Origin of the sequence: Streptomyces sp. NPDC014882, from assembly GCF_043081325.1 — a bacterium.
Classification (GTDB): Bacteria; Actinomycetota; Actinomycetes; order Streptomycetales; family Streptomycetaceae; genus Streptomyces.
Window position 1 is genome coordinate 695,006 of the sequence record NZ_JBIBWL010000003.1, and the last position, 14,491, is coordinate 709,496.

12 protein-coding genes, 2 tRNA genes, 1 pseudogene and 1 riboswitch are annotated in these 14,491 nt (G+C 73.9%); of the genes and pseudogenes, 10 read left to right on the forward strand and 5 right to left on the reverse strand.

The window, feature by feature from the left end:
* The 6 genes and pseudogenes from ACF09K_RS11085 to ACF09K_RS11110 form a co-directional block, all read left to right on the forward strand.
* Positions 1–413: pseudogene (locus tag ACF09K_RS11085) on the forward strand (RNA helicase); the annotation flags it as partial.
* 595 nt (positions 414–1,008) lie between these two features.
* Positions 1,009–2,565 (forward strand): amino acid permease, encoded by a 1,557-nt coding sequence (locus ACF09K_RS11090; protein ID WP_392242378.1) that lies wholly within the window; start codon positions 1,009–1,011, stop codon positions 2,563–2,565.
* Between the two features lie 89 nt (positions 2,566–2,654).
* A tRNA-Lys gene (locus ACF09K_RS11095) sits at positions 2,655–2,730 on the forward strand.
* A gap of 133 nt (positions 2,731–2,863) precedes the next feature.
* On the forward strand, positions 2,864–3,652 hold the full coding sequence (locus ACF09K_RS11100; RefSeq protein WP_392242379.1) for a DeoR/GlpR family DNA-binding transcription regulator: 789 nt from the start codon (positions 2,864–2,866) through the stop codon (positions 3,650–3,652).
* Positions 3,653–3,729: 77 nt separating this feature from the next.
* Positions 3,730–4,092, forward strand: a complete 363-nt coding sequence (locus ACF09K_RS11105; RefSeq protein ID WP_392242465.1) for a DUF4406 domain-containing protein — start codon at positions 3,730–3,732, stop codon at positions 4,090–4,092.
* Complete coding sequence (locus ACF09K_RS11110) at positions 4,089–4,799, forward strand: NUDIX domain-containing protein (RefSeq protein WP_392242381.1); 711 nt, start codon at positions 4,089–4,091, stop codon at positions 4,797–4,799. Before ACF09K_RS11105 ends, ACF09K_RS11110 begins: the two co-directional genes overlap by 4 nt.
* Here ACF09K_RS11110 and ribA read toward each other — a convergent pair.
* Both ribA and ACF09K_RS11120 read right to left on the reverse strand, forming a co-directional pair.
* Complete coding sequence (gene ribA, locus ACF09K_RS11115; RefSeq protein ID WP_392242383.1) at positions 4,714–5,439, reverse strand: GTP cyclohydrolase II; 726 nt, start codon at positions 5,437–5,439, stop codon at positions 4,714–4,716. The genes ACF09K_RS11110 and ribA overlap by 86 nt on opposite strands.
* A gap of 137 nt (positions 5,440–5,576) precedes the next feature.
* Positions 5,577–6,098, reverse strand: a complete 522-nt coding sequence (locus tag ACF09K_RS11120) for a MarR family winged helix-turn-helix transcriptional regulator (RefSeq protein ID WP_392242384.1) — start codon at positions 6,096–6,098, stop codon at positions 5,577–5,579.
* Between the two features lie 206 nt (positions 6,099–6,304).
* Here ACF09K_RS11120 and ACF09K_RS11125 point away from each other — a divergent pair, with 206 nt between their 5' ends.
* From ACF09K_RS11125 to ACF09K_RS11140, 4 genes are all read left to right on the forward strand, one after another.
* Positions 6,305–7,444 carry a dihydrofolate reductase family protein gene (locus tag ACF09K_RS11125; RefSeq protein WP_392242386.1) on the forward strand — a complete coding sequence of 380 codons (1,140 nt, stop codon included), beginning with the start codon at positions 6,305–6,307 and terminating at the stop codon, positions 7,442–7,444.
* Positions 7,445–7,624: 180 nt separating this feature from the next.
* Positions 7,625–7,698: transfer RNA gene (locus tag ACF09K_RS11130), tRNA-Met, on the forward strand.
* Positions 7,699–8,004: 306 nt separating this feature from the next.
* Positions 8,005–8,162: riboswitch (cyclic di-AMP (ydaO/yuaA leader) on the forward strand.
* Between the two features lie 9 nt (positions 8,163–8,171).
* Entirely contained in the window at positions 8,172–9,203 is a 1,032-nt protein-coding gene (locus ACF09K_RS11135; protein ID WP_392242388.1) for a M23 family metallopeptidase, read from the forward strand.
* A gap of 236 nt (positions 9,204–9,439) precedes the next feature.
* Entirely contained in the window at positions 9,440–10,384 is a 945-nt protein-coding gene (locus ACF09K_RS11140; protein ID WP_392242390.1) for an aldo/keto reductase, read from the forward strand.
* 262 nt (positions 10,385–10,646) lie between these two features.
* On the opposite strand, the gene ACF09K_RS11145 is transcribed toward ACF09K_RS11140, so the two are convergent.
* The 3 genes from ACF09K_RS11145 to lhgO form a co-directional block, all read right to left on the reverse strand.
* On the reverse strand, positions 10,647–12,092 hold the full coding sequence (locus ACF09K_RS11145) for a PrsW family intramembrane metalloprotease (RefSeq protein WP_392242391.1): 1,446 nt from the start codon (positions 12,090–12,092) through the stop codon (positions 10,647–10,649).
* Positions 12,093–12,142: 50 nt separating this feature from the next.
* Positions 12,143–12,979, reverse strand: coding sequence for a tRNA (guanosine(46)-N7)-methyltransferase TrmB (gene trmB, locus ACF09K_RS11150; protein WP_392242393.1), 837 nt, complete (start codon positions 12,977–12,979; stop codon positions 12,143–12,145).
* Between the two features lie 257 nt (positions 12,980–13,236).
* Positions 13,237–14,475, reverse strand: a complete 1,239-nt coding sequence (lhgO, locus tag ACF09K_RS11155) for an L-2-hydroxyglutarate oxidase (RefSeq protein WP_392242394.1) — start codon at positions 14,473–14,475, stop codon at positions 13,237–13,239.
* Between the last annotated feature and the right edge of the window lie 16 nt (positions 14,476–14,491).

The following is a 14,491-nucleotide window of genomic DNA, read 5'->3' on the forward strand; positions in this document are numbered from 1 at the left end:
CGTACGAGCGTCGTGACGACCGGGGCGGTTTCAACCGGGACCGTGACGACCGTGGTGGCCGTTCGTTCAACCGTGACGACCGGGGTGGCCGTTCCTTCGAGCGTCGTGACGACCGGGGCGGTTTCAACCGGGACCGTGACGACCGTGGTGGCCGTTCGTTCAACCGTGACGACCGGGGTGGCCGTTCCTTCGAACGCCGTGACGACCGGGGCGGCTTCCGCCGCGACGAGCGCGGTGGCCACCGGGGCAGCGACCGTCCGTTCAACCGCGACCGCCGCGACGACCGTCCCGGCACCGGCTTCCGCGCCGGCGGCCACGAGCGTCCGGCCGCCCGCCGCGACGACCACCGCGGCACCGGCGGCGGCTCCTTCGGGCGCCGTGACGACAAGCCGCGCTGGAAGCGCAACGGCTGACGCCGGCTCGGCCGGCTGACCGCCGACCGCCGACCGCATCAGGGAAGGGCCCGTACGACTCCGGTCGTACGGGCCCTTCCCCGTGTCCGAGGGGCGGAGCCGTGTCCGACGGGGCGGGGCCCGGTGTTCCCCACCGCCGCCCCGGGCCGGTTGCCGGCATTCCCTCGCTCGGCACGGACAGAGCGGCCGGAGGGGGAGAACCGCCGCCACGCCGTTCTCGTATCCCCTGGGGAGGGACCCATCGGCCCGGCGTGCCCGGAGCACACTCACCTTCGCGAGCCTCGTCGCCCTCGGCGCGGGCTCTCTGCCCCTGACCACCGCGGTTCCGGCCGCCGCGGACACCACACCCCTTCCGCCGACCACGAGCGGGGTGTGGGGGATCCACAGCTACGGCGAGCCGGTCACGCCGAACGCGTCGGGCGCTCTGGGCCTGCACCACACCCACGGCAAGGGCGCCTTCTCGGCCCGGGTGCGGACCGCCACCGGCCGGCAGGGCTACAGGGGCCTCTTCTGGCGGATCTCCGGAATCCGCAGGGGCCCTTTCCGGTCACGTGGTGACGTGTGTCACGTCCCCGGCGAGGGAATTGCTGGGGGCATGACAGATGACGGCACGGCGAGTGGGCCCTCGGACGAGGAACGGCTGGCCCAGCTCGGATACACGCAGGTCCTCGCGCGCCGGATGTCGGCGTTCTCCAACTACGCGGTCTCCTTCACGATCATCTCGGTCCTGTCGGGATGCCTGACGCTGTACCTGTTCGGCATGAACACCGGCGGCCCCGCCGTGATCACCTGGGGCTGGGTCGCGGTCGGCCTGATGACCCTGTTCGTCGGGCTGTCGATGGCCGAGATCTGCTCGGCCTACCCCACCTCGGCCGGCCTGTACTTCTGGGCCCACCGGCTGGCGCCGCCCCGCAGCGCGGCCGCCTGGGCCTGGTTCACGGGCTGGTTCAACGTGCTCGGCCAGGTCGCCGTGACGGCCGGCATCGACTTCGGCGCCGCGTCCTTCCTCGGCGCCTGGCTCAATCTCCAGTTCGGCTTCGAGGTCACGCCCGGCCGCACGATCCTGCTGTTCGCGGGCATCCTCGTGCTGCACGGCCTGCTCAACACCTTCGGGGTGCGCATCGTCGCGCTCCTCAACAGCGTGAGCGTGTGGTGGCACGTCCTCGGGGTGGCCGTGATCGTCGGCGCGCTGGCCCTCGTGCCGGACGAGCACCGGTCGGCGTCGTTCGTCTTCGGCGAGTTCGTCAACAACACCGGCTGGGGCAGCGGCGTCTACGTCGTCGCCCTCGGCCTGCTGATGGCCCAGTACACCTTCACCGGATACGACGCCTCCGCCCACATGACCGAGGAGACCCACGACGCGTCGACCGCGGGTCCCCGGGGCATCGTGCGGTCCATCTGGACCTCGTGGATAGCGGGTTTCGTCCTGCTCCTCGGCTTCACCTTCGCCATCCGGTCCTACGACGGCGCCCTCGCCTCCCCGACCGGCGCCCCGCCCGCCCAGATCCTCCTCGACGCGCTCGGCGCCACGGCGGGCAAGCTGCTGCTCCTCGTCGTGATCGGCGCGCAGCTGTTCTGCGGGATGGCCTCCGTCACCGCCAACAGCCGCATGATCTACGCCTTCTCCCGCGACGGGGCCCTGCCCTTCTCGCGGCTCTGGCGCACCGTCAGCCCGCGCACCCGGACCCCCGTGGCGGCGGTCTGGCTCGCGGCGGGCGGCGCGCTGCTGCTGGGCCTGCCCTACCTCATCAACGTCACGGCCTACGCGGCCGTCACCTCCATCGCCGTCATCGGCCTCTACCTCGCCTACGCCGTCCCGACCCTGCTGCGGCTGCGCAAGGGCGACGACTTCGCCCGCGGCCCCTGGCACCTGGGCCGGTGGTCCCGGACGGTCGGCGTGATCTCCGTCGTCTGGGTGGGCGTCATCACCGTCCTGTTCATGCTCCCCCAGGTCTCCCCGGTGACCCCGGAGACCTTCAACTACGCCCCGGTGGCCGTCCTGGTCGTCCTCGGCTTCGCGGCCGTGTGGTGGTTCGCCTCGGCGCGGCACTGGTTCCTCAGGCCCGCCGACGGGCGGGCGGCCCCCCGCGAGACGGCGGGGGCGACGGCGGAGGGGACGGCGGAGGGGGCGGCGGATCCGGTCGATCCGTGACCGGTCTTCGCCGTCCGGCGCGGCCGTGTCCCGATACCCGATCGGCGACACGGCCACGTCCGGCTATGCTCGGGGAGGCAACATCGCCCGGGCCCTTAGCTCAATTGGCAGAGCAGTGGACTTTTAATCCATTGGTTGTGGGTTCGAGTCCCACAGGGCCTACCAGGAAGCCCCCGCGCCGGAGTGATCCGGCGCGGGGGCTCGGTCGTTCCTGCGGCGCCGCGGTGTGCTCGGGCGGCGGGTCCCGGATCTCACAACGGGATGTGCGTTCTCACATCCAGGTGATAGGAATGCCCTCGTGGGGATCGCCGACCGTCTGGACCTGACCCTGCGGCTCGTCCAGGGAGCCGCGGGGCAGGTGTCCGTCGTCGAACTCGCGCAACGGCTCGGGGTGTCCGAGATGACCGTCCGCCGCGACCTCGACGCGCTGGAGAGGCAGGGCCTGGTGCGCCGGGTGCACGGCGGGGCCGTGCCCGCGCGGGCACGCGAGGAGGGCGCCGGCTTCGACGCGCGGCAGGCGTGGCAGGGCGCGACCAAGGACCGGCTGGGCGCGGCCGTCGCCGGCCTGGTGGAGCCGGGCTCGCGGGTGCTGCTGGACGCCGGGACCACCACCGTGCACGTGGCCGAACACCTGGCCGCGCGCGGGCCGTTGACGGTCGCGGTGCTCAGCCTCCAGGCGGCGGTGCGGCTGGCCGACCGGCCCGGCGTCGAGCTGCTGGTCGTCGGCGGCCGGTCGCGGCCCGGCGAGCGGTCCCTGGTGGGGCCGCTGGCGCTGCGGACCCTGGAGTCCCTCGCCTTCGACCTGTTCGTCATGTCCATCGGCGGGGTGCACGCCCGGCACGGCTGGTCGGAGTTCTCGCTCGACGACGCCGCCGTGAAACGGGTGGGGCTCGGCCAGGCGGACCGCACGGTCGCGGTGGCCGACGCGACGAAGCTGGGCGTGCGCGCCTTCAACCGGGTCGCCCCGCTCGACGCGGTCCACGCCTTCGTCACCGACGGCGCGGCGGCCGGCCCCGACACCCACCCCGCGGGCCCGCAGACCCTCCGGGCGCTGCGCGAGGCCGGAGTGGAGACGCTGCTGGTCTGAGACGCCGGTCACCGCCGGCCCAGGACGTCCGCCCGCCCACCGAGCCGAGGAGTGAGCCCGTGCCCCACCCGCCCCTGATGATCCTCGTCGCCGGCCCGTACCGCTCGGGCACCGGTGACGACCCCGCGAAACTCGCCGCGAACGTACGGGCCATGGACGAGACCGCCCTCGTCCTGTTCCGGGCCGGGCACCTGCCGGTCACCGGCGAGGCGCTGGCGCTGCCCCTGCTGGAGGCGGCGGGCGGCGGCGGTCCCGGCGACCCGCTCTTCGACGAACTCTTCCACCCCGTCGCCGAACGCCTCCTGGACCGCTGCGACGCCGTCCTGCGGATCGGCGGCCCCTCGGCGGGCGCGGACCGGATGGTGGAACGGGCCCGCACGCGCGGCAAGGACGTCTACACGGACCTCGCCGGCGTGCCGGCCGCCGGCGGCGCCCGATGACCGCCCCGGCGGGCCGGCCCGGCATCGACGTCCCCGACCCCCGCGGCCGCACCGGACTCGACCGCCAGGGCCGCGACCTGACGGGCAACGCGCGCGTGCGCGTCGTCGACGTCGAGGTGCTCGCCTGCGACTGGTCGGTGCTGCGCCGCACCACCTTCGACTACCGGCACGGCGACGGCCACTGGAGCCGCGAGCGGCGCGAGACCTACGACCGCGGCGACGGCGCGACCATCCTGCTCTACGACCCCGACCGGCGCACGGTCCTGCTGACCCGTCAGTTCCGGCTGCCCGCGTACGTCAACGGCCACCCCGACGGCATGCTGCTGGAGGCCGCGGCCGGGCTGCTGGACGGCGACGACCCGCGGGAGGCGATCCGCCGCGAGGCGGTGGAGGAGACCGGCCGGACCGTCCACGAGGTCGAGCACGTCTTCGACGCCTTCATGAGCCCCGGCTCGGTCACCGAACGCCTGAGCTTCTTCGCCGCCCCCTACGACGGCTCGGCGCCGGGCGCGGAGCGGGCCGGCCTCGCGGCCGAGGGGGAGGACATCACGGTCGTGGAACTGCCCTTCACCGAGGCGCTCGCCCTGGTCCGCACCGGCGGGATCGCCGACGCGAAGACCATCATGCTGCTCCAATGGGCGGCGCTGGACGGGCCGTTCGGCCCGATCCGGCCGACGGGAGGGAGCCGGGCGCGTCCCGGCCGCTGAGGTCGGTGATCTCGGTGATCTCGGTCAGGTCGGCCAGGGGCAGCGTGTGCCGGGTCGTCAGGACCTTGGCCCGCAGGTAGCGCACGTTGTGCGGGGTGGTGAAGACGCCGGTGGGCACCCGGTCGCGGACGCCGACGCCCCGCTCGCGGAGCTGCTCCGCCTTGTCGGGGTTGTTGGACAGCAGGTCCAGCTCCGTGACGCCCAGGGCGCGCAGCATCTGGGCGGCGGCGGTGTAGTCCCGGGCGTCCTCCGGCAGCCCGAGGGCGGCGTTCGCCTCGTAGGTGTCGAGGCCCTGGTCCTGGAGGGCGTACGCGTCGAGCTTGTTGTAGAGGCCGATGCCGCGGCCCTCCTGTCGCAGGTAGAGCAGGATTCCGCCGCGGTCGGCGATGCGCTCGACCGCCTCGCGCAGCTGCGGGCCGCAGTCGCAGCGGGCGGAGCCGAGGACGTCGCCGGTCAGGCACTCGGAGTGCAGCCGGACGAGCGGGACGGGGCCCGGGTCGCCGAGGACGACGGCGACGTGCTCGCGGCCGTCGGCGAGGCCGTGGAAGGTGACGAGTTCGGCGTCCACCGAGTAGCCGTCGTGGAAGCGCAGCGGTACCCGGACGCGGGCGCGCTGGGTGGCGGCGGGAGTGTCGGGCATGCGGGTTCTCCGGGTCCGGGGCGGTGCACACGTCTTCTGCTTCAGATTTGAAGCAGATCTACGGTCCGTGACCCTACCCCATGCTTGAAATTTGAAGCAATGGAGCGGTGCGGTGGCTCACGGGCGGAGCCGCCGGCTCACGGGGTCCCGGAGCAGGGTGAGGAGCGCCGGCGCCACGGCGGGTCCTCGGGGGCGGCCTCGCCGCCGTCTCCCTGAAGGCCCCGCGCGATCCGGGTGAAGATCTCCTCCAGCTGCCCCACCTGCTCGGACGTGAGCCGGTCGAAGAGCAGGCCGCGCACGGTCTCGACGTGGCCGGGCGCCGCCCCCTCCAGGACGGCCATGCCCTCGTCCGTCAGGACCGCGACGCTTCCCCGCCGGTCGGAGGGGCAGTCCTCGCGCCGCACCAGCCCGTCCTTCTCGAGCCGCGTCACGGCGTACGTCAGCCTGCTGCGGGTGGCCTTCAGGTGCTCCGCCAGGTCGGTCATGCGCAGCCGCCGCTCCGGCGCCTCGGAGAGATGGGCGAGGATGGAGTAGTAGGCGTGGGGCATGCCGGCCTCCTGCTGGAGCTGCCGGTCGATCGCGTCCTCCAGGAGGAGGTATCCGGCGATGTACGCGCGCCAGGCGCGCTGCTCCTCGGGGGTGAGCCAGCGGGTCGTCATGCGGCCAGTGTAGTTTTGTTTCAAACTTGAACCAAGAGTTGCCGTGCCGCCGAGCCCTCGTCCCCGCCGCTCACCGGCCCCGGCCCGACACCGCTCCGGTCCCGTTTCCCACCTCTGCTCCGTCCCCCGCTCCGACTCCGCCCCCCGCTCCGACTCCCCCAGCTCCGATTCCGCCCCCGTCCCCGATCCCGGAGAGACCCGCGCCGATGCCGTACCCGTACGTCCTGCTGTCCGCCGCCGTCTCGCTCGACGGCTACCTCGACGACACCGGCCCCGACCGGCTGCTGCTGTCCGGCCCGGCCGACTTCGACCGGGTCGACGAGGTGCGGGCCTCCGTCGACGCCATCCTGGTCGGGGCCGGCACGATCCGCGCCGACAACCCGCGCCTGCTGGTCAACTCGCCCGCCCGCCGCGCCGCCCGGGTGGCCGCGGGGAAGCCGGAGTACCCCCTGAAGGTCACGGTCAGCGGGACCGGCGAGCTGGACCCGGCGGCACCGTTCTGGCACACCGGCGGGGAGAAGGTCCTCCTCACGACCGACGCCGGTGCGGACCGCGCCCGTGCCCTCGGCCTCGCGGCGGACGTCGTCGCGCTGGGCCCCGGCCTCGACTGGCGGCGGCTCCTGGAACACCTCCACGACGTGCGGGGCGTGCGGCGCCTCATGGTCGAGGGAGGCGGCACGGTCCACACCCAGCTCCTCCGGGAGGGCCTCGCCGACGAACTCCAGCTCGTCCTGGCCCCCCTGTTCGTGGGCGACCCGGACGCGCCCCGGCTGTTCGGCCCCGGCGGCTACCAGGGCGGGCGCCTGCGGCTGACGGGGACCCGGCGCATCGAGGACGTGGTCCTCATGACGTACGAGCCCACCGCACCCGGCGCCGGGCCGCTGCCCGCCGCAGCCGACCGGCACTGGCTGGCCCTCGCCTGCGAACTGGCCGCCGCCTGCCCGCCGTCGCGGACCGCGTTCAGCGTCGGCGCGGTCGTGGTGGCCGCCGACGGCACGGAACTGGCCCGCGGTCACTCCCGCGAGGCGGGCGATCCGGTCGTCCACGCCGAGGAGGCGGCCCTCGCCAAGATCGACCCCGCCGACCCCCGGCTGGCCGGCGCGACCGTCTACAGCAGCCTGGAACCCTGCGCCCGGCGCTCCTCCCGGCCGGCCCCGTGCGCCCGCCTGATCCTCGACGCCGGTGTGCGCCGGGTCGTGACGGCCTGGCGGGAGCCGGACACCTTCGTCACCGACGCCGACGGGAGCGGTCTGCTGGCCGCCGAGGGCGCGGACGTCGTCGTCCTTCCCGAGTACGAGGAGCGGGCGAAGGCACCCAACGGCCATCTGCTCCGCGGGACCACCTGACCGCGGCACCACCTGACCGCCGGCCCACCTGGCCGCGGGGCCCCGCCCGGATCTCCGACCGGCCCTCCGTCCGTCCGCCGGCCTGCCTCCGGCTCGTCCCCCGTCCGGCCCCGTCCGGCCCCCCGGATCCGGCCGTGGTTCTGGGCGTCCCCCGCATGGCGTAGACTGGTGTCACACCGACGCGGGGTGGAGCAGCTCGGTAGCTCGCTGGGCTCATAACCCAGAGGTCGCAGGTTCAAATCCTGTCCCCGCTACTCAAGGCCGAGGGCCGGAATTCCGATCAAGGAATTCCGGCCCTCGGTGCGTCGGGGCGACCTTTCCCGTCACGCATCGTGAACGCTCCGGAGCCCTGCGCATAACGTTTGAGTCACCATCAAAACCCAGATGACTCCTGAACGTTTCAGGCGGACGGTCAACTCGCCCGTTTTTCACCGGTCCTGGGCTGAAAGTCCAGGCCGTCAATGTTGTTGATCAAGCCGAACGGCTTGGAATCCCGCCCCTGCGTCTATTAACGTTCGATAACGCAGCGCGGTCGTCCCAGCCGTCACAAGAGACGGCTCCGTGCGCACGCGCCGAATCCCGCAAGGGAACCGGGGAACCACCAACTTGGGGTGAATCGCGCGGAAGCCGCCGTACAGTCACGGCCGGTATACGCGCGTAGGAGACCTTCCCGCTCCGAACCCGTCAGCTAACCCGGTAGGCGACGGAAGGAAAGGAGCGCGCCCGCGTGGCGTCCAACCGGCCTGCCCCAGAAGCCCCCGCCGTGCCCGGCCAGCAGACCTTCGGCTACGGCACCTACCGTGCCGACGAGGGCCCCTGGGAGGAATGGAACCCCACCGCGGACTCCGTTCGTCCGGTACGCGGCAAGCACCGCGTCGCCAAGCAGCGCGGCGGACTCGCCCGCAGCTCCACCGTTCTCGGCGTCGGCGTCATAGCCGCCGTCGGCGGCGCGGGCATGGCCAGCGCCAACACCGGCAAGTCGCCGGTCTCCATCTCCATGCCGGACCTCCCCTCCGTGGGTTCCCTCATCTCGGACGACGACACCACCCCCGAGGTGGAGACGGCGCCCGCGCTCAGCACCTTCGGCGCCGAGACCGTCGCCGCCGACAGCGCCGGCAGCGGTGCCGACGCCGGAGAGGCGCTGCGCAACCGGATCATGGCGCAGGCCGAGTCGCAGCAGACCCAGGTCGAGACCAAGGCGCAGGAAGCCGCCGAGGCCGCCGCGGCCAAGGCCGCCACCGAGGCCGCCGCCAAGGCCGAGAAGGAGGCCGCGGCCAAGGCCGAGGCCGCCAAGAAGAAGGCCGCGGAGGAAGCCGCCAAGAAGGCGGAGGCCGAGCGCCTCGCCGAACTGGCCAAGCAGTACACGCTGCCGACCTCCTCGTACACGATCACCTCGACCTTCGGTCAGGCCGGCGCCTACTGGTCCTCCGGGTACCACACCGGCCTCGACTTCGCCGCCCCCACCGGCACGCTCCTCAAGGCCGTGCACAGCGGCACCATCACCTCCGCCGGCTACGACGGGTCCTACGGGTACAGGACCGTGCTCACCCTCGAGGACGGCACCGAGATCTGGTACGCCCACCAGTCCTCCATCGGCGTCAGCGTCGGCCAGAAGGTCGCCACCGGCGACGTCATCGGCCGCGTCGGTGCCACGGGCAACGTCACCGGGGCCCACCTCCACATGGAGGTCCACCCCGGCGGCAGCACCTCCGGCATCGACCCGGCCGCCTGGCTCCGGGACAAGGGGCTCAACCCCTGAGGCCACGCCGGACGTGCTCCCCGGCGACCCGGACTCCTGCCGGGTGCCCCTGAGAGCCCTCCCGGTTTCCCGCCGGTTCCCCGAGAACCTCCTCGGGGGACCGTCAGGGCTCCCGAGGTCTTCCGGGAAGCGTCACGGGGGCCGGTGAGGTCTGCACCCGGACGTTTCCCGGATGTTCGTGAACCCTGGCCGAAGGCGCGGAATGCGCGCCTTCGGCCAGGGCGTTGTCACCGGGCATGACTTCTCTGCGCAAGCTCGGCTCCTCCGACCTCGAGGTCTTCCCGCTCGCCCTCGGCGGCAACGTCTTCGGCTGGACCGCGGACGAGACGGCCTCCTTCGCCGTCCTCGACGCCTACACGGCCGCCGGCGGCAACTTCGTCGACACCGCCGACTCCTACTCGGCGTGGGTCGAGGGCAACCGCGGCGGCGAGTCCGAGACCCTCATCGGCAAGTGGCTCACGTCCCGCGGCAACCGCGACGACGTCGTGATCGCCACCAAGGTGAGCCAGCACCCCGACCATCAGGGGCTGACCGGCGCCAACATCAAGGCCGCCGCCGACGCCTCGCTGCGACGCCTGGGCACCGACCGCATCGACCTCTACTACACCCACTTCGACAAGCCCGAGGTGCCCGTCGAGGAGATCGTCGGCGCGCTCGACGAACTGGTCAAGGCGGGCAAGGTGCGGCACATCGCCGCCTCCAACATCTCCCCCGCACGCCTGCGGGCCTCACTGGAGTTCTCCGACCGCGAGGGCCTCGCCCGCTACGTGGCGCTCCAGCCGCACTACAACCTGGTCTCCCGCGACACCTACGAGGGCGGACTCCAGGACCTGGTCGCCGCGTCCGGCCTCGCCGCCGTGCCGTACTACGCGCTGGCGTCCGGCTTCCTCACCGGCAAGTACCGCCCCGGTACGACGGTGGACAGCGCCCGCGCCCAGGGCGCCGCCCGGCACCTGGGGACCGAGCGGGGGCAGAAGGTGCTCACCGCCCTGGACGAGGTCGCCCGCGCCCGTGACGCCGAGGTCGCCACGGTGGCCCTGGCCTGGCTCGCCGCCCGGCCGACCGTAGCCGCCCCGATCGCGTCCGCCCGCACGGTGGACCAGCTCCCGGCGCTGCTGGCGGTGGCCGACCTGAAGCTGACGGAGGCGGAGATCACCCGCCTCACGGAGGCGTCCGCCTAGGGCGTGTTTCGAAAGTGGCGTCGTCTGCCCGAAGGGCGTCCCGGCGGCGTCCGGCGCGCGCGATCGCACGACGGAGGGCCGCCCCGACACCGGTGGTACCGGGGCGACCCCGACAACGCGGCCGGAGGTGCTTCTTCCGGGAGAGTGCGTGCCAGGCGTCGCCGGGCCGGGGGCGCCCTCCAGGGGGGAGGGACTTCCGCGGCCCGCCCTGGACACGGGACGCGGGGCGTCCGCTCGAGAGGCGTACTCCCCCGCCCGCCGTTCAGGACCGGTACGGGTACGGCGCGGTGTGCGGGGCGGGCGCGGTCTGCGGGTGGGGCACGGTGTGCGGAGGGGAGGCGTACCCGGGATACCCGTGGTACCCGGCCGGCGGGTGCGCCGCCCCCGGCGGGAACCCGTACCCCCCGTGCACGCCGTACCCTCCGTGCACGCCGTACCCCCCGTACATCCCGTAGACCGGCAGCGGCGCCGGGGCCGCCAGCCGGGACGCGTGCTCCAGCGCCGGCCGGGCCACCTCCCGGCGCCGCCACAGCTCGTTGAGCAACTCCCGCTCCCGTGCGACGAAGTCGGCGCCGCCCCGGCCCTGCCGTCCGCGGTGCCGCAGGAACGCGAGCGACGTGGCGTAGGCCTCGTACTGCGCCACCTCGCGCGCCGCCGGCCTGCCCAGGTGCCGCCGGGCGTACTGCCGGGCCAGCCGGCGGGCCCGCATCGAGCCGAGGGCGTACGGCTCGGCCGGGCCGAGCCAGCCGGCGGCCGTGTACGCGGGCAGTTCGTCGCGCACGGTGCCCAGCTCGCGCTGGCGCGTCCACACCACCAGCCAGGTCAGCACTCCGAACGCGGGCACCATGAACGCCCCGTACACGGCGAGGAATCCCCAGCCGCCGAAGGTCGCGGAGCCGTTCCACAGGGCGTGCATGAGCATCGCGAGCAGCAGCCCGCACAGCGGCAGCACCACGCGCCGCACGCGCCGGCGCTCCCCGGACAGCGCGGCGATGCCGAAACCGAGACCGGTCAGCACCGTGAACAGGGGGTGCGCGAACGGCGACATGACCACGCGCACGAAGAACGTGGCGACGGTGACGGAGGCGATGCCGCCGTCCCCGGTCAGCTGGTCGGTGCCGAAGGCGTTGCCGAGGTAGAGGATGTTCTCGGTGAACGCGAAGCCGGTGGCGGTGATCCCGGCTATCACGACCCCGTCGACGATCCCGGTGAAGTCCCGCCTGCGGAACAGGAACACGAGGAGGACGGCCGCCGCCTTGGCGGTCTCCTCGACGACCGGCGCGATCACGGTCGCGCCCAGGGTGTCGGCGTGGGCCGGGTCGGCCGTCGTCGTCGCTATCCAGCGCACCGCGAAGCTGTTCGCGACGAGCGCGATCAGCGCCGCCGCGCACGCGCCCCAGGAGAAGGAGAAGACCAGATTCCGCCAGGGGCCGGGTTCCACCCGGTCGAGCCAGCGGAACGCGGCCACGAGCAGGGGCACGGGAAGGATCGCCAGGCCCAGCCCGACCAGGAACCCCTCCGTGCCCGTCTGCTCGCGGACGAGGGCGACGATCACCAGTCCCGACAGGGCGAGCAGCGTGATCAGCGCGCCGTAGCGGACCCACCTGTGCTGCCACCAGTGCGCATGCCGCAGCACACCGCCCTCGGCCGGGCCGCCGGGGTGCGGCGGGTGCGGGGGGAGCGGGGGAAGCGGGGAACTGGTGGCCACGGCATCGACCCTAACGAGGGAGCGGACGGTGGTGGAGGGATTTCCGCTGGTCAGTGATCCCGGCGACCCTTGTGCTGTACGCGGCGGAAGAGCAGGTCGTTCACCACGTGGCCCTTGTCCAGCCCCTGGCCCTCGAAACGGGTCAGCGGCCGGAAGCCGGGGCGCGGCGCGAAACCGCCGTCGGCGCGGGTGTTGGCGAAGCCGGGGTGCGCGGTGAGCACCTCGAGCATCTGCTCCGCGTACGGCTCCCAGTCGGTCGCGCAGTGCACGAGCGCGCCCGGTCTCAGCCGGGTCGCGGCGAGGTCGAGGAACTCCGGCTGGATCAGGCGCCGCTTGTGGTGGCGCTTCTTGGGCCAGGGGTCGGGGAAGTAGACGCGCAGCCCGGCGAGGGAGTCCGGGGGGAGCATCTCGCGGAGCAGGATGATCGCGTCGCCGTTGCCCACCCGGATGTTCGTCAGGCCGCCGCGGTCCGCGAGGTTGAGGAGATTGCCCTGGCCGGGGGTGTGGACGTCCACGGCGAGGATGTTCGTCCCGGGGTCGGCGGCGGCCATCTGGGCCGTCGCCTCGCCCATGCCGAAGCCGATCTCCAGCACGACCGGGTTGTCGTCGCCGAACAGCTCGGGGAGGTCGACGTCGTGCCCGTCGATGTCCAGGCCCCACTTCGCCCACAACCGCTGGAGCGCGTCGGCCTGGCCCGCGGTGACCCGGCTGCGCCGCGGCTGGAAGCTCCTGATCCGCCGCTCGAAGTGCGAGCCGGCGGGATCGGCCTGCGGACCGTCGGGGAAGCGCGGCTCCCCCTTGGCACGGGTGCGGCGGGCGGGCTCGCCGGGGTGGTGGTCACCGGGGGCGGGCCTGGCGGGTTCTGGGGCGCTCAACGAATCAGACACAGTGGGCTCGATTTTACGGGCGGCGGCGGGAGGGGGCGGGCCGGGCGGGGTGGGACGACGGGGAGGCGACGGGGGAGGCGAGCGCGCGGGTGGGGGCGCTGGCGCGGGTGGCGCTTTTCCGGAGGGCGCCGGGCAGGGCCGAGCCGGACCGCGCCGGACTGCGCCGGACTCAGCCGGGCGGTCGGCGCGACCGGGGCCGTCGCCCCCGCCGCCCGCCCGGCCCGTCCGCCCGGCGTCCTCGTGCGGGGGACGCCCGCCTACACGGGCCCCAGCGCCTCCAGCGCCCTGCGGGCCACCTCCCGGCCGATCGGCAGGGAGGCCGTCGCCGCGGGGGAGGGGGCGTTCAGCACGTGGACCGCGCGCGGGGACCGCCGTATGAGGAAGTCGTCCACCAGGGAGCCGTCCCGCCGGACGGCCTGGGCACGGACGCCAGGGGTCGCGCGCACCAGGTCCCGCGGCTCGACCGCGGGCAGCAGCCGGCGCACCTCCGCCACGAAGGCGCGCTTGGACAGGGACCGGTGCAGCTCCCCGACGCCGTGGCGCCAGTGCCGGCGGGCCAGGCGCCGGGCGCCCGGCCAGGCCGCCGTCGCCGCGGCCTCCCGCGGACGCACGACCCCCCAGCCGTACCCCTCGCGGGCCAGGGCCGGGACCGCGTTGGGGCCGACGTGGACGCTGCCGTCCAGGCCCCGGGTGAGGTGCACGCCGAGGAACGGGAAGGCCGGGTCGGGAACCGGGTACACCAGGCCGCGCACCAGGTCGTGGCGGGCCAGTTCGTAGTACTCGCCGCGGAAGGGGACGATGCGGACCTCGGGCTCGTCCCCGGTCAGGCGGGCGATCTCGTCGCAGTGCAGACCGGCGCAGTTCACCAGGACGCGGCCGCGGACGACGTCACCGCGCGCGGTGCGCACGGCCACCCCGCGGCCGGCGCGGCGGTCGATCCGGACGACCTGCGCGCCGTAGCGGAGCTCCGCGCCGGAGGCCTCGCCGAGCCGGCGGGCGACCGCGGTGAAGTCGCAGGTGCCGGTCGAGCCGACGCGGATCGCCGCGAGGCCGGTGACCTCCGGCTCGTACTCCGTGATCTGGGCGGGGCCCAGCTCGCGGACCGCGATCCCGTTCTCCCGGCCGCGCTGGGCCAGGGCGTGCAGGCGGGGCAGCTCGGCGCGGTCCGTGGCGACGATCAGCTTGCCCGTGACGGCGTGCGGGACGCCGTACTCCGCACAGAACTTGATCATCTCGGCGGAACCCCGGACCGCGTAGCGCGCCTTGAGGGAGCCGGGGCGGTAGTAGACGCCGCTGTGGATGACGCCGCTGTTGCGGCCCGTCTGGTGGCGGGCCGGGCCCGGCTCCTTCTCCAGCACCGTCACGCGGGTGCCCGGCGCGGCGCGGCTGATCGCGTGCGCCGTCGACAGGCCGACGATGCCGCCCCCGATCACCAGCACGTCGCAGTCGTAGCCGATCGCCCGCACCTGCACCACCTCCCGGCTTCGATAGTGCACTGCGCCACTGACAGTG